Annotated in this window: 13 protein-coding genes; 9 read left to right on the top strand and 4 right to left on the bottom strand. The window is 55.3% G+C overall.

Annotated elements, in window-relative coordinates; all coding sequences use genetic code 11:
* The 7 genes from larC to AABZ39_02885 form a co-directional block, all read left to right on the top strand.
* Positions 1-466 (top strand): nickel insertion protein (gene larC, locus AABZ39_02915; protein ID MEK6793702.1); only part of this gene is annotated, 466 nt, incomplete at its 5' end.
* Positions 454-1191, top strand: a complete 738-nt coding sequence (locus tag AABZ39_02910) for an HAD family hydrolase (protein MEK6793701.1) — start codon at positions 454-456, stop codon at positions 1189-1191. The genes larC and AABZ39_02910, both read left to right, overlap by 13 nt.
* Positions 1188-1370: a hypothetical protein gene (locus tag AABZ39_02905; protein ID MEK6793700.1), complete on the top strand. Its 183-nt coding sequence runs from the start codon at positions 1188-1190 to the stop codon at positions 1368-1370. The genes AABZ39_02910 and AABZ39_02905 overlap by 4 nt, the downstream gene beginning before the upstream one ends.
* Before the next feature lie 63 nt (positions 1371-1433).
* Positions 1434-2666: a helix-turn-helix domain-containing protein gene (locus AABZ39_02900; protein ID MEK6793699.1), complete on the top strand. Its 1233-nt coding sequence runs from the start codon at positions 1434-1436 to the stop codon at positions 2664-2666.
* Positions 2667-2773: 107 nt separating this feature from the next.
* A complete protein-coding gene (locus tag AABZ39_02895; GenBank protein ID MEK6793698.1) occupies positions 2774-3328 on the top strand; it encodes a hypothetical protein in 555 nt (184 codons plus the stop codon).
* Positions 3325-6411: a hypothetical protein gene (locus AABZ39_02890; protein MEK6793697.1), complete on the top strand. Its 3087-nt coding sequence runs from the start codon at positions 3325-3327 to the stop codon at positions 6409-6411. Before AABZ39_02895 ends, AABZ39_02890 begins: the two co-directional genes overlap by 4 nt.
* 369 nt (positions 6412-6780) lie before the next feature.
* Positions 6781-7629: a nucleotidyltransferase domain-containing protein gene (locus AABZ39_02885; GenBank protein ID MEK6793696.1), complete on the top strand. Its 849-nt coding sequence runs from the start codon at positions 6781-6783 to the stop codon at positions 7627-7629.
* 83 nt (positions 7630-7712) lie between these two features.
* Here the strand turns inward: AABZ39_02885 and AABZ39_02880 are convergent, their stop codons facing one another.
* The gene (locus tag AABZ39_02880) at positions 7713-10295 is read right to left on the bottom strand and encodes a GH116 family glycosyl-hydrolase (protein MEK6793695.1); all 2583 of its coding nucleotides are present in this window, start codon (positions 10293-10295) and stop codon (positions 7713-7715) included.
* Positions 10296-10323: 28 nt separating this feature from the next.
* The gene (locus AABZ39_02875) at positions 10324-11292 is read right to left on the bottom strand and encodes a LacI family DNA-binding transcriptional regulator (GenBank protein MEK6793694.1); all 969 of its coding nucleotides are present in this window, start codon (positions 11290-11292) and stop codon (positions 10324-10326) included.
* A gap of 295 nt (positions 11293-11587) precedes the next feature.
* On the opposite strand from AABZ39_02875, the gene mutS reads away from it, so the two are divergent.
* On the top strand, positions 11588-14215 hold the full coding sequence (mutS, locus tag AABZ39_02870; protein ID MEK6793693.1) for a DNA mismatch repair protein MutS: 2628 nt from the start codon (positions 11588-11590) through the stop codon (positions 14213-14215).
* Between the two features lie 13 nt (positions 14216-14228).
* A complete protein-coding gene (locus tag AABZ39_02865; GenBank protein MEK6793692.1) occupies positions 14229-15110 on the top strand; it encodes a phospholipase A in 882 nt (293 codons plus the stop codon).
* Between the two features lie 5 nt (positions 15111-15115).
* Here AABZ39_02865 and AABZ39_02860 read toward each other — a convergent pair whose 3' ends face one another.
* Together AABZ39_02860 and AABZ39_02855 are read right to left on the bottom strand one after the other, a co-directional pair.
* On the bottom strand, positions 15116-16504 hold the full coding sequence (locus tag AABZ39_02860) for a sialate O-acetylesterase (protein ID MEK6793691.1): 1389 nt from the start codon (positions 16502-16504) through the stop codon (positions 15116-15118).
* A 60-nt stretch (positions 16505-16564) separates the two neighbouring features.
* The coding region (locus tag AABZ39_02855; GenBank protein MEK6793690.1) for a hypothetical protein at positions 16565-16840 on the bottom strand (276 nt) is incomplete at its 5' end.

The raw sequence follows: 16840 nt of genomic DNA, 5'->3' as shown, positions 1-16840 counted from the left end.
ACACGTGAATGCACACGTGAATGCACACGTGAATGCACACGTGAATGCACACGTGCTGGAATGCAATATCGATGATATGACGCCGGAAGCGCTTGCGTATGTACAGACGCTCCTCCGCGAGGCGGGGGCCGATGACGTGTGGCTCACGCCCATCGTGATGAAAAAATCGCGTGCCGCATTTACGCTCTCCGTGCTCACGGAAGGAGATACAGAACGCTTCGCCGATATCATATTGCGCGAAACATCATCCAACGGGCTTCGCATCGTCCCTGTCAGCAAGATGAAGCTCCCGCGGGAGATGAAGTCCGTCGAGACCGAATATGGCACCGTACGTGTGAAGATAGCGCGTGCCGGCAACGCGATAAAGATGAAACCGGAATACGACGATGTCGAACGCATCGCCCGGGAAAAAGGCGTATCGTTCGCCGATGTGCATACCGCGGTAGAGCGCGCGTGGCGCCCGTAAGAAATACACGTACAGCCGCCATCATCGATCTTGATGATACGCTCATAGCGTTCGACGGCGTTTCAGAGCGCTCATGGCGCACCGTACTCGATGAATACGCAATGCAAAACCCGCACTGTGATATCGATACGCTCTACGAGACGATAAAGCGCGTCAATCGCTGGTATTGGAGCGATGCACAACGCCACCGCAGGGGCAGGAACGATCTTGCCGGATCGCGCCGCATCACCATGCGCCTGGCGGCCGATGAGCTCCCCTGGCTTTCCAGAGAGGATGCCGTCATCATCGCCGACCGCTATTCATTCGTACGCGATGAGAATATCTTCCTGCTGCCGGGGGCGCATGAAATGCTTACTGCCCTTACTGAGCGGGGGATACGCCTTGTGCTCGTGACGAACGGGGAATCGCATATACAGCGCGGAAAGCTCAAACGCTTCGACATCGCAAAATATTTTCCGCATATGTTCATCGAGGGCGAGCTCGGTTACGGAAAACCAGAGGAACGTGTGTACCGCGAGGCGCTTTCTGCACTGAAGGCTTCGCCTGAAGAAACGGCTATTTTCGGAGACAATCTCGAATGGGAAGTGCGTGTGCCGGGTGCGATGGGGTTGTATACCGTGTGGCATGACTGGAGGAAAAAAGGGCTGCCGGAGGGATCGGACTGTCGGCCGGATGCGATAGTAACATCGCTTTTCGAGGCGGCGGATGTCATCATCGGGGCATGAAAGGAAACGCCTCTTTCAATAAAGAAAAAGTCGAAAAGGGTTGGCTTGTTGAGTATGCCTCCGATCTTTCAGGATCATACGCATTCGCGCGCAATCCCGGCACAAGTGATGCGCAAGCGAATGCACAAGTGCTGCTTGACGGTGAAAAACCGGGTGGGTGGGGGCACTGCATTTCATAGCCGCAGCGAAGTGCGAGGCAGTATATTTATTGATTTGACGGTATACGATGACGGGAGTATACTATGGCGACAATGCGGATCGCCTTTTTTTCCAGTGATGCACAGATCATCTTCTCTCAGCACGCCATGACGGTCGATCTCATGCGCGGGGTCGCCGAGGAGTCGTGTCGTTATGCGGCCGGCGTCGACTATTTCGATGATCGTGTGCGCTTGAATGATCTGTTAAAAAAGCGGGCATATAAACGATATGACGGACTCATCGCGGCAATGCCGCTTGCACAACCGGGCGAGGTGCGCGCATGGCGGGCATTGGAGCGGCTTCTCCCGTGCGTGAATGTACTTGAAAACGGAGGCCCCGACAGCAATGTCGTGAAGCTTGATGATGAACAGGCGATCGACCTCATCGTATCACATCTCGTCGCGGAGGGTCACCCGTCGGTTGGTTTTTACGGCGCAGGTTCGCTCTCTTTCACCCGAAGGAGGCGGCATGCGTTGCTGCGATCAGCACAACGGTATGGTATCGAGGTGCGGCTTCCGCAGCGAAGCGCATCGTCACGCGGCGAAACATCAAAGTACGAGGACGTCTTTTCCACCATGGCGAGGGGGCAGCATCCGTCGGCGCTGGTATTCGATAATGATTACAGTGCGTATCTTTTCTGGATATATGCGGACAAACGGCGAATACGTATTCCCGACACGATCGCGATCACCGGTATTGACAACATCGTCTATCCACATTCGATAATTTCGGCGAGCGATGCAGCACCTGGCCCACGACCGCTTACCACGGTCGATATCGAAGCGCATGAAACGGGAAGGATGGCCGTGCGCATGCTCGCTGAGATCGTACAGAGAAAACGTCCGGCACGAGGGCAGCGTATCCTCATCGAGCCGCGGCTTATCGTACGCGGTTCTTCGCTCAGAAAAAGCAGACCTGTGCAGCGCTCCGCCGGTGAGGGGAATGTATTTCGGTCATCGGTTATCGACTATTGCAGCCGCCGTTCCTCCTCGGCTGCGAATATCCGGCAGATCGCGCGCCGTTTCGGCATGAGCCATGCGTATTTCCTTATCAAATTCAAGAAAGAATTCAGGGTGACGTTCACCTCATATGTGAATAACATTCGTCTTGACCGCGCGGCGTTCTATCTGCGTTCAACGGCAATGACAGTGACCGATATCTATTTTGAGGTCGGCTATAAGAGCCACGAGCACTTTAACCGCTTTTTCAAAAAACGTTTCGGCCTGCTGCCGACCGTGTATCGCAAGCGCAATGCGTCCGTTCACCAGGCGCATTAGATTCGTTCGGTGTTCCGAATGCGTAAAAGTTGTGGACAATACGCGGATAGTGTACTATAGTATTATCGTCGTTCTTTCACGCCGAAGTTCCCTGCAGGAGAAAAGCAATGCGCCGTTTACGCAGCATGATTATTGTGTTCCTTGCGGCCGTATCGTTCCGGATCATCGCGCAATCGACGGTACTTATCGCCAAATTCGATTTCGAGAACGGTACGGTCGATAAGTGGGGCATCGAGGGGAACCGCAGCAACTTCACATTCACCGTGGACGAAACGAATACGCATAGCGGGCGATATTGCGCGAGGCTCACGCTCACTAAACCGTCCGAGGGTGAGCGACGTCGTTACATGGGATTTTCTATGCCCAGTGGACAGAAAATTTCAAAAGTGCATATCCGTTTCTACCTACGGACCGAGGGCATCGCCGATGGGGACGCAACGATGAACGGGCTGGAAAATTCGTCGAAAGGTGTCGTCGGCTGGCTTTCAGGGAATATTCCGCTCATCCAGCTCAAGCCCGCCGCAGAGTGGACGTTCGTTGAGGCGAAAGCCGATATCAAGGCGGCGACGAGCGGCGTTGTGTTGTATCTTGTCATAAAAAACAAAGCGCTCGGCAAGGGCTCCGTGTGGATCGACGACCTTTCGATCGAGGGCATACAATGAAACGCGTCGTCGGCATATGCTTCGCCGCGATGTTGGCCGGCGCCGTATGGTGCAGCGGCGTGTCGAACATCGCCGTCACGAACATCGATTTCGAGAACGGCTCGGTCAACAATTGGGGCGCCGAGGGCAACCGCAGCAATTTCACGTTCGCCGTCGACGCAAGTCCGCATGCGGGAAAATACTGCGCGAAGTTCACGCCCACCCGGCCGTCCGAGGGCGCACGCCGGCAGCACATCGGCATACAATTGCCCCGCGACAGGAAATTCTCGAAGGTGCTTATCAGATTCTACATGAGGACCGAGGGGCTTGCCGACGCCGATGCTGCGGTGCTCGGGCTTGAGAACTCGCCGAAAGGTGTCGTCGGCTGGCTTTCGGGAAAAACGCCGCTCATCGTCTTGGGGACTGCCGCCGATTGGACGCTCGTTGAAAAGAAAGCCGACCTCAACGCGGCAGCCACCGGTTTCGTGTTTTATCTTTCCGTCGAGAATAAAGCGCTCGACAAAGGCGCCATATGGATCGACGACATTGTTGTCGAGGGAATTCCCGATACGCCGGAGATCAAGTTCAGTTCGGCCGCCGAGGGAAATGTCTTCACTGCCGATAGCGGCAGCATAACACTTGCCGTGCCGAATGCCGACGGCATCACGAACGGGTGCATTCGCCTCATCGAAGAGAATGGCAGTGTGCTTCGGGAGATGCAGCTTCCCGCCGGTCAATCGAACATTTCTGTCGAGCTCACGGCGAAGGGATATTACTCCGTCGAAGCGTCGGCAGCATACCGTTCGGGATTCACCGTCACCAACCGCATAACTGCCGCCGTTATCGGAGCCCCGATGCCCGATGCCGTCCGGCTTCAATCGCCGCTCGGGTTTTTTAATGTGACCGCAGTGTCGAATTTTTCCATCAATGCCGGCGGTGCATGGAATAGGAATTTTATTGGAATGCAGTCGTACCAGAGAACGCCGACGGGCTTTACCGGATCAAATAATCTTGTAATTCCGACGAACGAGAAGATGATATCATGTCTCTGGGCGCCTCCCCTTTGGATAATGGATGTGCCGCCGGATGTAACACTGGGGCCGTGGAGCTATAAGGTGTACACCCCGAAAAGCTGGGATGAGCTCAGTAATTTGATACGATACGTGTTCGATCGACCGCGTACGGTTAAATACCTTGAAGTGATCAACGAGCCGGACGCGGTTTGGAAAGGCTCGCAGGAGGACATGGTCCGCTATCATGCCGTCGTCGCACAGGCGGTGAAGTCGGTCGATCCCTCGATAAAGGTCATCGGACCGGCGTTCTGCAGCATACAAGTATCTTTGCTTGACAAGCTTGTAAAACTCGGTTTGCTGGATAATCTCGACGGGCTTTCAATTCACGCCTATGTACAGGGCACCGAACCGGAAGGCGAGTTCATCGCGAATGTTATCGCGCTCAAAAAATATCTTGCTTCCATCGGAAAGAAAGACTTTCCCGTATATTTCACCGAATTCGGCTGGACGACAATGGAGGGTACATGGCAGAAACCGGTGGATGAGCTCACGCAGGCGCAATACATCGTGCGCGCGCTTTCACTCATTTCGGCAGAGCATATCGACGGGCTCAATTATTTCTGCATGCTTTATCAGACCCCGAACGCCGGAGAACATAATTTTTCCATACTTCGTAAGGATAGGACGCCGAAGCCCGCGTACGCCGCCCACGCAGCGTTCGCGCGGCATTCGGCCGGAACGATCGAAAGTACGCGGTTCAATCTCTCCCCGACCACCTATCTTGTTCTCATGCGCAAAGATGACCGCTCTTCGGCCGTGCTCTGGGACACGAAAAGCAATTCTTTCGATTTGCCCGCTTCAGCCGCCTGTTCGGACATGATGGGACGCCCGATCGCTCTGCGTGCCGGTGTTCCCATCGGGCCGTCCCCGATCTATTTCGATGTTCAGGATACGAAATTCGCACAGCCGGTCATCCGTGAACCGATATCCGTTGTCACCGGGAAAAAGATCAAGCTGCCGCTCATCAATGTGCTCGGCGTTGCATCACTTGCTGTGAAGAACGGAGAGATCATCACAACGCTCGATACCGTACCGGGGCGCTATACGCTTCTGGGGAAGAACGGGGCGTCGTGGGAGATGCAGCCTGTCGATGTAGTATCGCCGCTGTCAGCATCCGCATGCCGTCTTGCATGGGCGGCGAATGATGCACGCCCGAGCTTGGTGCTCACTGTAACATCGTATTTTACATCGCCGGTCCCTGTCCGTACTCGCACGGCATTTGACGCGGCGCATGACTTATTCCAAGAGTCCGTGACGCTTGGCAGCAATGAGCAGTGTGAGATAAGAACAGTACTCGAAGATATCAGCAAAGGACGCCGGTACACCGGGCGCTCTATCGCAGAGACAATGGTGGGGGGCATATACCATCATAGCGATGTGCCGTTCGATTTTACCATAGTCTCTGCCGGCAGTCCGGGTACTCCGGCGGACGACGGCGCATTGCCGTACTTCGATATTTCCGCCAATGATCCGTTCACCCTGGGCGACAATGCGAAACCGTTCGCTGTCGATGATTGCTCAGCGCGAATCGCCTTTACATTATCCGATGACGGGCTGCGATTCTACGCGCTCGTAACTGATGATGTGCACCGTCAGGAAAAAAGCGCATCTGAAATGTGGGCGGAGGATTCTATACAAATTGCATTCGATGTGGATAGGGATGAGCCATGGCTGCCGAATTCCGGCAGGTGGCTTAACGGGCATAGAGTTTTTGAATATGGTCTGGCAAAAGGTAATGCCAACGCGCTTGTCTATCGATGGATATCATATTCTGATCTTCCCGGAATGTGCGATGAACCGCAAGTAAAATCCGGCATCGTGCGCGAGGGATCGGTCACCCGCTATGATATACTTTTCCCGTGGGCGACGCTCGGACTTGCTGAACGACCGAAGCCGGGACGAACATTCGGCCTGTCGGTCGCGGTGAACGATATCGACGGCGCAGGAAGCAAACGGCACGGCCTCAGGCTTTTCGGCGGCATTGTTGAAAGCAAAGATCCGCTGAAATTCGGACCGCTGTTCATCCGCTAAACCCATCAATAATAATAACGAATTCCCTGTTCTATATCCTTGTCCCACCGTATTCTGCAAGCGCAGGCTGGAACGAAGCGAGAGGCATGCATGTGCACCTTCTGTGCGCTCACTTATACAAGGCGGCAAAGCCGCGATTTGCATCGACCAGATGAGCTCGATTACATCGTCAACAAAATCCGGCTAATCCGTGAATCCGGGTACATCCTCTCTTCTCTTATCGCCCCATCATGTATTTTCTACTATCGCAAACACACGTTTCACAGAAGACGCCTCATGTCAATAAAATCATCCTAATTGTCAAGTTTGTCCGTATACGCACCCCTCGCAGTGTATTATCATCTACGAACATACGATGAAGGACCTCCTATGACATCGCTTTCGAACAGTGACAATACCTCATTCCCGATAGACCCGGTCCTCAACAGTTCTCTCGAAAGGCTCATAGCGCATTACCGCGACGATGGCAGCTGCATCGCCATGTATCTCTGGGGATCGCTCGCTGCCGGCACAGCCGACCGCTTTTCCGACATCGATGTTGCCGCGGTGTTCCGCGATGAGGACTACCAGGCGGCGCGAAATGGATTACGTTCCGTCTGCGATTTGCTCTGCGGCCCCACGCTCGTCTGGCTCCCGGAGGGCGAACGGCCGGATTCCGGCAATTATGCGTTCCTGTTCGCCGCGAACGAAAAGCACTATCTCTATGACTTCACCATCATGAGGGCATCGGCGTTCCAGAAGAACAAGGATCGCTCATCGTATCGCTTCCTCTTCGATAAAATCGGCATCGCCAACAACGCAGAACGACCGCTCCCGCCGCAGTTCGAGGCGCACACGATCAGCGGAATAATCGATAAATACTGGGTGTACGCCTATCTCAACGGCAAGTACGGTCGGCGGCAGGATATATTCAAGATGCTCTACGTGCAATCGGTGCTGTTCCAAACACATGTTCGTCTGCTCAACGCGCTCCATCCCGACGAGGTTTGGAACTGGTGGGCGCGTGATGTCGCGCATCTCGATGAAAAACACCGCGGGGGATTGCTCGTATATTTCGGCGCACGATCGACGGATGACATCCGGCGGATACTGACGATCGAATTCGATCTCTTCAGCCGCGATGCAAAAGAAGCCTGCGTGAAATGGGGGATCACCTATCCGGAAGCGCTTGAGAACGGGGTGAGAGATCATATTTCAGTGATGCTTGATCACCGATAGATCACGTCCCCAAGGCCGCCTTCACGTCGCGGGGCATGCGCTTATCGCAGCAGCATGGTTATCCGCGCTCGGCCTGTGAACGATCACCGCTTGGCTTTCTTTCCCGCGAAACGAATAACGCATACTTCCGATGCCTTGAGCTGTAACGCTTCATCGAACTGTATACCCCTGTCCGCAGGCACGAATCGCAGGGGGCGCTTTCCGACAAGAGCGGCCGATACTTTTTTTCCCGCAAGCACCGACGAGCGTATCGTCGATAATTTCAATTCTCCGTAAAGCACCGTAAGCGCAATGGCTGCCGATGACAGTTCCGCTGTACCCCAGGCGCCATCGAGCGACCAGAACGTCCTGAACGTACCCTTCACCCGCGGCGAGAACTCTATCATCCCCTTCGTCATATCGTATTCAAAACCGCTCATCGCATTGAGCAATGCATACGACGCCATCGATCGTGCGTAATTCGAACCGCACTCGAATTCATTCCACGGATTGCGCTTCTCGCCGTCGAACTTCTTGCGCACTTCGGTCGCGATCTCTATCCCTTCATCGACGAGCCCTTCCTGTATCATATGCGATGCGGCGGAGTATTCGCAGCCGTAGAACGTCTCCTCGGAATACGGCACCGGCACCACCGGCTTATACGTACCCTCCGGCCAGTCGCAGATGACAACGCCTTTCTCATCGTACACCGAATAGAGACGGCATGGGTTCACATAATCGGCGAACGATCGTTTGTAGTTGTGCCGATATATCGACCTGAGCGCGGATCGACGTTTCTTCCTGTCGAAGATATCGCCGAGCCCGCACAGGTTCGCATGCCATTGCGCAAGCACCTGATCAATGGATGACCCTTCGCCGATCTGATATTTCATCTCTTTGTGTTCGTCATTCCAATAATTGAGCGCACCGAATTTTTCCACGATGGATCTGTCTTTGAGGCCGATGTCCTGCTGATAATACGTACCGTTGAACAGATGTTCATCCGTCCACGCTTTCCCTTTTTCGAAAAGCGCTCGGTATTCCTTTGCTGTCGCATCCTCACCCATAGCTGCAGCCATCTCGCTCCCCGCCTTGAGCGCTGCGAGATAGAAACCGGTAAGCCACGAGTTCGGTCCGAAAAGCTCCATATCGAGCGTGTGATGCTGCCGCCCCTCGAGCACGCCGTCCTTATCCGCATCCCACGCATCCTCGTTCGTCGGCGCCCAGGCGAACTCAATGGATTTCTTCACCGCGGGCCAGAGCGTCCGCAGCCACTCCGTATCGCCGCATATTTTCCAATCGCGATATGCCTTAATGACATCGCCGAACTGCCCGTCCGCGCAGGGGCGCATCGCACCGCGGTCGCGGCCGAGCGGGAGCTTGATGCGGAAGACCATGCCGCCGTCCTCACGCTGATTGAACCGGTAATTGAGGTCGCGCATCGAACGCTCGAGTTTCGGAAAGAGGAACGGGAGCGCATAGGCATAGTTCCACACATGCGTGCACGAGCCCTCGCAGCAGCCTGCATTGCCGTAGCAGCCCTCCCATCCGTAGAATTCGCCGTTCTCGAGCCTGAGACAGGTCGGCGATTTCAGTATCGACAGATTCGCCGATATCGCATCGATGAGCGCGGGGGGAAGCGTCGAGCCGAAGAGCGCATCCTTGAACTTCCTCGTCTCATCGTACATACGCTGCCATTGTGTCAGTGAGTACCGTGCACTTGCAGTCGAATCCCCGAACAGCGCGGCATAATAGTTCTTCCACGTCCTCGGTTTATCCTTGCACTCGCCCTCGCAATTACATTTCTCCGGGTTCCAGTAGTTCGTGCAGTTGGGAAAATTCCATGAAATGACGAAGCGTACGCGTTCTGTCTTTCCCGGCGCGACAGAGATACGCGCGGCGAGCGTAGCGTGATCATCCTTCGCCGGAGCATCATACGTGCGATCCTTGAACGCTCCCGGCCGTGTTATATCCTGCCAGTAAATGCCGAGATTATCGAACCAGGTCCCGCGGAACCAGTACTCCTGAAAGCTCGTGTCCCGTGCATCGGTCGCAACGGTACAATCGCCGAACGCAACATCGTCCGCGGCGTATTTCGTGCTCGCAAGTTTTATCGACGATATCCCTTCAGCACATGAATGCCTGTTGACCGTGTTCTCGGGGAGCGGATTGCGCATCGTGCACGCCGCTGTATACGTGAGCGCCTTTTTCCCGGTGTTCGTCACCGTTATCTCGAAGAACGATGCCGGAATGCTCGAATCCCTGTCATTGAGCGGGATGAAGGGGCTCCACGCCGTCATCGTCACGGTGCCGGGGAATTTCCTGTCCCTGAACGTGAGCGTTGCGAAGGGATATTCACCGCTGAAATCGACCGTGCCGAAATTCGGAAGTCCCGCCATCGTCGCCCGGTTGGGACCGAAGCCGAACCCGTGCGAATGATTACCCGTCGCTGACGTGCCGCTGTACGGCGGCTTGAGCCTGCCCGCAAGCACGCGCGTATCGAGAACACGATCGCCGTCCTCGGCCTTCACCGCGAAATGCGAGAAGCCGTTGAGACTGTTCTTGTTGGGCTTGTTGCATATCTCCCAATCGATAAGTCGTCCGTCACCGGCGATGCCTATGCACCCTGCGCCGATGCCGCCGAGCGGGAACGATATCTCCTTCGTCTTTTCACCGCGGTACTTCATGCTGTACTCCTCGTGTTCACTTGTTCTATCAAAGCGTTTCACCCGGAACGATCTCATGTACGATGGTCCCCTCTGCCGCCGCATCCTTCTTCATCAGCGCAAGAAGCTTCGCGGCAAGCGCGCGTCCCGTATTCTCCGTGGGATATGCCACGGTCGTTATGCGCGGCTTTATGTACGCGAGCGGCGCAATATTGTCGAAACCGATAAGGCCGAAGTCGCGCGGTATGCACCTGCCGGAGGACTCTGCATGGCGTAAAAGCTCTATTGCATAGATATCGTTCGAGCAGATGACGGCGGTCCTTCCCGAGAACCCGCCCGCAATGAGCTTTTCGATCTGCGCTCCATCGATGATGCTCTCATGCGATACCGCCGCTCCTTCCGCTACCGCGGCGAATCCGGCGTAACGCTCCTCCTGCGCCCAGAGATTCATCGACCCTTTGTGACGCATCGGCGGGCAGTAATAGATGATGTGCCGATATCCTTTTGACACCGCATGCAGTACCGCATCGCGAATAGCGGCGCGCTCATCGATGCCGATGAAAGACACCGGAGGAAGCCTGTTGCCGAAAGTAACGACCGGTCCCGAGAACGATTTCAGATGCCTGCCAACATCGTCCGCGCGGCTGCACGGCATGAGAACAAGGCCATCGACCTTTTTCTGCGCGAAATAGTCAATGCTCTCTATTTCCAGCGCACTGTCCTTCTGCGAAAGCGAAAGAAGCATGCGATACCCCATTTCTCGGAGCGACGCCTCGAGCGCGCTCACTATCTCGGTGAAAAAGCTGTTCGCAAGATCGAACACGATGACGCCGACCGTCATGGTACGCCCGGTCACAAGGGCACGCCCGAGCTCATTGGGCTTATACCCGTGCTTCGCTGCCATGCGGAGTATCCGCGACTTCGTCTTTTCGCTCACCTCGGCCCTGCCGTTAAGCGCCCTGTCCACGGTCCCCCGCGAAACCCCGCATAATTTCGCCAATGCATAGCTGTCGATCATCTATGCCCTGCTCTTCGATATTTTCCGTTCACGTGCACGGCTATATAAATAACGCTTTTTTTGAGAAAGTCAAATCGCTTTCGGGTTATTGCGAATACATCTGTCATCTCCCCCAACAGGCGCGTTCGCATGACAGTGTCATCAGGATCGCTGAGAACAAGGGGTCATGACCCCTTGTTCTCTCTTTTCGCAACTGCATCCACGCCTGGCAAGCGCATCCTTCTCATGCACCGCTTCATTGAAAAAAACACGCGCTCACTGTACACTCGATGCACCTATCACGAATGGATGGTCCATGGCCGACGAAAGCACACCGATGATGCGTCAGTACCGGGAGATAAAGGCGAAATACCCGGACGCATTCCTCTTTTTCCGCCTGGGCGATTTCTATGAGATGTTCTTCGACGACGCCGTCGAGGCATCGCGCATCCTCGAGCTTACGCTCACCAAAAGGAACGACATCCCCATGTGCGGAGTGCCGTATCATGCGGCGGATAATTATCTCGCCCGCATGATAAAGGCCGGTAAGAAGGTCGCCATCTGCGATCAGCTCGAGGACCCCCGGCAGGCGAAGGGCATCGTCAAACGCGATGTGACGCAGGTGATGACGCCGGGCACGGTGATAGAGAACCGGCTCCTCGACGGTCGATCGAACAATTACACGCTGTCCATTGCGCTTGCCGAGAACGGAGAGAGCGCGGGCATTGCGGTGGCCGACGTCTCGACCGGGGAATTCATTTCGATAGAAATTGCGCACGACCCCATCGCATCGATCGCTGACGAGATAGCCCGTTTCGCACCGAAAGAGATACTCATCCCCGACACGTACGAAGAGAATGCCGATATAGCCGCGCTCTTGAAACGATCGCCGGACATCTATGTGAGCCGTGTCGGCGGCTGGTCGTTCGCAGCGGATTACGCGCGCGATACGCTCATACGCCATTTTGCGGTGGCGACGCTTAAGGGCTTCGGCATCGACGATACGCCTCTCGTCATCAGTGCGGCGGGCGGACTTATCCACTATCTGTCGGAAATGCAGAAGTCGTCCCTTTCGCATATCAGAACGCTTTCGCTCTATAATCGCAGTGCGCATATGGTGCTTGACGATGCGACGCAGACAAGCCTTGAACTTGCCGCCGTAAGCGGGAAGAACGACCGCACGCTCCTCTCCGTCATCGATGAGACGCTCACCGGCATGGGGGCGCGGCGGTTAAAGCAGTTCATCGTCAACCCGCTCATCGATGCGAACGCGGTCAATGAGCGTCTTGACCGCGTTGATTTTTTCGTCACGAACGCAGCCGTCCGCTCATCGGTACGCGATGACTTGAAGCAGGTTCACGATATCGAACGCCTGGTAACGAGGCTCGCACTTGGTCGCCTGAACCCGAAGGATATGGTATCGCTCAAACTTTCGCTCATGAACGCCTGTGCCGGCGCCGAAAAGCTTCTCGCCGACGGATACAAGGACGAACGTTTCGCCTCTGAAAAAGAATGCCGCGTGGTCATCGATATCATCGAACGCGCGTTACTCGAAGAACCGGCGATAGCGATCAACGAAGGCGGCATCATCAAGGACGGTTTCGACGCGACGCTCGCGAAGTACAATGAAGCGCGGCGCGAAGGGCGGCAGTGGATACTTGCCCTCGAAGAGGAATACAAAAAAGAAACGGGGATATCGAACCTTCGGATACGGTATAATAATATAATCGGATATTTCATCGAGGTGACGAAGGGACAGCTCAAGAACGTCACATCGACATTCATCAAGCGGCAGACGCTTGTCGGGAGCGAACGCTTTACCACCGAAAAACTCTCCGCGCATGAAGCGGTCATCAATGATGCGAACGAGAAGGGGAATTCCCTCGAAGAGAAGATATACCTTACGGTGCGCGAAGAGATACGCACGCATATCGATGCGCTGAAATCCATGGCCGAAGCGATAGCACTCGCCGATGTGTTCTCCGCCCTCGCACAATGCGCGGTCAAGCGGCGCTACACACGCCCGCATATCGATACCGGCAGCGCCATCGATATCAAGGATGGTCGACACCCCGTCGTCGAGGAATATCTATCGTCAAACGCGTTCATCCCCAACGATGTGACCCTCGATGCGAGCGAGCACCGCCTCATCATCATAACCGGCCCGAACATGAGCGGGAAGAGCACCTATCTCAGACAAACGGCGCTCATCGTTCTCCTCGCGCAGATCGGGAGCTTCGTCCCCGCGCGCGAAGCGTCCATCGGCATCGTCGACCGGATCTTCACACGGGTGGGCGCATCGGACAATATCGCACGCGGGGAAAGCACCTTCCTCGTGGAAATGAACGAAACGGCCAACATCCTCAACAATTGCACGAACCGAAGCCTCATCATCATGGATGAGATAGGACGCGGGACGAGCACGTACGACGGCATGGCGATAGCCTGGGCGATAGCCTGGGCGATAGTGGAATATCTTTCCGGCAATCCGAAAAAAGCGGGAAAGACCCTTTTCGCCACGCATTATCACGAGCTTACGCTGCTTGAAGAACTTCCCGGCGTAAAGAACGCGAGCGTGCTCGTACGCGAACACAAGGGCGAAATAGTGTTCATGAAGAAGGTCGTCGCCGGCCCCGCGAAGGCGAGCTACGGCATTTACGCGGCGAAACTTGCCGGCGTGCCGGGATCGGTCACGACGCGCGCGGAAGCGATACTCGCGCAGCTCGAACGCGACGGCGAAGTACAGGTGAACATCCTTGAGAAAGGCTCCGCGGGAAAGGCATCGAAGAAAAAGGATATGCTGCCGCTTTTCGCCGATGAAGCGAAGGAAAGCGAGATAGAAGCGGAGATAAGGAAGATCGATGCCGATACGCTCACACCGCTTGCGGCGCTGCAGATGATATCAACATGGAAAGAAAGATTGCATTCCGGCGATCAAAAATAAGAAGGGAGTTGTTATGTATCACAAAAAAGGCTTGCTCGCGGTATTCGTCCTCATGGCATGTACGCTCACCATGAAGGCCGAGGATATCTCGGGCGGCGCTGAAAGCGTATCGGCTGACGCACTGGTGATAACCAATGTCGTCACCAACATCATCACGAATTACCGCGACGGCAGGATAGTGCGGGAAGACCCGCTCACGATCTATCATCCGTCATACATCGCATTCGGCCTGCAGAAGGACCAGGTAAAGGTGCAGCTGAGCTTTCAATACGATATCCTGCATTATCTGAAGATACGCGGGCTTTTGTACGGCGCGTATTCGCAGCTCATGTTCTGGGACCTGTATACGCTCTCCGGACCGTTCCGCGATTTCACGTTCAACCCCGAGGTGTTCCTGCGCTACGAATCCGGATACAACCCCTTCGGCAATGTGCGCACGTTCCTCCTCGATGTGGTCCAGCTCGGCTTCGATCATCGATCGAACGGCAAGGACGGAACGAATTCCAGAAGCATAGACCGCCTCTATGCCTTCCTGCAGCTCGCGGTCGGATCCGTGTTCCAGGTCGGCATCAATGCGCGGTACTCGTATTATTTCAGGATAGAGGACAACCCCGATGTTCGGCTTTTCATGGGCAGCTTCGAGTTCGGGGCGTTCGTTCGGATAAAGATCGATCGGACGGAGATACTGAACATCGACGGGCGATTTTCGTTCGGCGATTCTGTCAGCTTCGGGCTGACAACGGAGCGCTACTGGGCCGAAGTGACAGCGAAGGTCATATCGCCCCTGCCCGGCGTGGGTTTCTTCGGACAGGGATGGGTGGGCTACGGCGAATCGCTCATCGATTACAATAAATATTCATGGTCGATACGCATCGGGGTCGTTGCACGGAGCTGATACGATTACCATTCATCGGTACGGAACGGCGATGCCGGCAGTCCTGACGAATCGGTAAGATCGCATGCAGGATCGTTCTCCCATCCGTAGCGCACGGCGAACGGACGCGCGACGAAAAAGCTTTTCACGACAACGCTCGATCCATACGCGGCCGCTTTTGCGGGATGGAATTTCTTATCCGCAGCGGCGATGGCGAACCCCTTCACCGCATCCTTATCCGCTGCCATGAGTCCTTCGCCGGTGTTCTCAAATGACAATCGTATCTCGCCCCCGTTCACCTTCATCCCGGAATACCGCGGACCGGTGAACAGTGCCGTTCTGTCATATGCCATGTTCAGTGCAGCGAGTGCGAGTCTATGGCCGACATCGCGTTTTCTCGCCGGATGTATATCATTCGATTCCCCGAGATCGATGGTCACCGCCATGGTCGTCGCTGAAAGCGAAAGCGCCTTGAGCATCGATTCGCGGATGTGAGCCCATGCCGCGGGTACATCTCCTTTATAATTGGGAAGCTGTACGAAGATGAACGGGAGCGCGCGCTCATCCCACACACCGCGCCAATTGCCGATGAGCGCGGGCAATAGCCCCCGATAATTGACCGCATCCTCGACGGTCGCCGCATTGCTCTCACCCTGATACCAGAGCACGCCGCGTATCGCGTACGGGACTATCGGCATGATGTGTTTTTCATACAGCGTGACGGGAAGCGCACGCCCCAGTCGCCATTTATTGAGCCTGGGCGGCGGCGGCGGGGACTTCGGGTCCTGTGACCATCGGCGTATATCCTCTTCATCGGCAAGGGCCGCGGCGCACACCTCATCCGTTGCCGCGAGCGAGAGTATCGCACGCCCGTTGGGGCTTATGGAAAGCGACGAGCGCGACATCCACGCCTCGATGCGCGTGCCGCCCGCGCTCCTGTCGATGATACCGACGGGAATCGAGAGTTCATCCGCTATTTTTCGTGCGAAGAAAAAGCCGACGGCGGAAAATGACGGCAGGCTTTCTGCTGAGCATACGAGCCAGCCGTTGCCGCGATTCATGCGGATAGTGGGGTTATTTGCGGCAGCAAGCGCTTCATCCCGTTCGGCGCATCCATTGATGCTGAACTGCATATTCGACTGACCGGACGCGAGCCATACTTCACCGATGAGAACATCATTGATATCGAGCGATGCCCCCGCAGAGGCTGCGGAGAGAACATGCGGCCCGCCGGCCGTAAGCGGATCGAAGACGACACGCCACTTGCCATTGACATCGGCGCGTGCGGTCTTTGTCTGACCGGCGAGCATTACCGACACATCGGCGTTCGCATCGGACCTTCCCCATACAGGCATGGGTTTTCCTCGCTGGAGGACGGCGTGGTCGGAGAATATCGGGGCGAATGAGGGCGGCATCGTTCTTATTTCTTTCGGCGCGACTTGGTCTTCGCATTGGAGAAATATATCTTCATCGGTTCAAAATAATATTCTATCCAGCCCTCCTAAAATCCGGTTTGCGGGCTCCTGAACATTGGGATTTAGATGTACCGGATAAACTATACTGATATCCGGATTTCTCTCCGCTAATTGCTTAATACCACGACATATACTTTTAAATCTTTCTCCAAAATTCTCGGATAATCCGCCAACACCACCGCCAGGTTCGTGGATTGTCCCGGTACCACGGTAGCCAATCCCTTTAAGCTGCCCATACGCGGTTTCAATGAAATATGTCCCATTGTCGGGAAACAA

Source organism: Spirochaetota bacterium, from assembly GCA_038043445.1.
In the GTDB taxonomy this organism is placed as follows: domain Bacteria; phylum Spirochaetota; class Brachyspiria; order Brachyspirales; family JACRPF01; genus JBBTBY01.
The sequence above is the reverse complement of the archived record's forward strand: the minus strand, read 5'-3'. Positions and strand labels throughout refer to the sequence as shown.

Bases quoted from the DNA above. Each gene is read 5' to 3' on its own strand.
- AABZ39_02875 (MEK6793694.1), bottom strand. From the start codon at position 11,292: ATGATCGACAGCTATGCATTGGCGAAATTATGCGGGGTTTCGCGGGGG.
- AABZ39_02880 (MEK6793695.1), bottom strand. From the start codon at position 10,295: ATGAAGTACCGCGGTGAAAAGACGAAGGAGATATCGTTCCCGCTCGGC.
- mutS (MEK6793693.1), top strand. From the start codon at position 11,588: ATGGCCGACGAAAGCACACCGATGATGCGTCAGTACCGGGAGATAAAG.
- AABZ39_02860 (MEK6793691.1), bottom strand. From the start codon at position 16,504: ATGCCGCCCTCATTCGCCCCGATATTCTCCGACCACGCCGTCCTCCAG.
- AABZ39_02885 (MEK6793696.1), top strand. From the start codon at position 6,781: ATGACATCGCTTTCGAACAGTGACAATACCTCATTCCCGATAGACCCG.
- AABZ39_02900 (MEK6793699.1), top strand. From the start codon at position 1,434: ATGGCGACAATGCGGATCGCCTTTTTTTCCAGTGATGCACAGATCATC.
- AABZ39_02905 (MEK6793700.1), top strand. From the start codon at position 1,188: ATGAAAGGAAACGCCTCTTTCAATAAAGAAAAAGTCGAAAAGGGTTGG.
- AABZ39_02895 (MEK6793698.1), top strand. From the start codon at position 2,774: ATGCGCCGTTTACGCAGCATGATTATTGTGTTCCTTGCGGCCGTATCG.
- AABZ39_02865 (MEK6793692.1), top strand. From the start codon at position 14,229: ATGTATCACAAAAAAGGCTTGCTCGCGGTATTCGTCCTCATGGCATGT.
- AABZ39_02890 (MEK6793697.1), top strand. From the start codon at position 3,325: ATGAAACGCGTCGTCGGCATATGCTTCGCCGCGATGTTGGCCGGCGCC.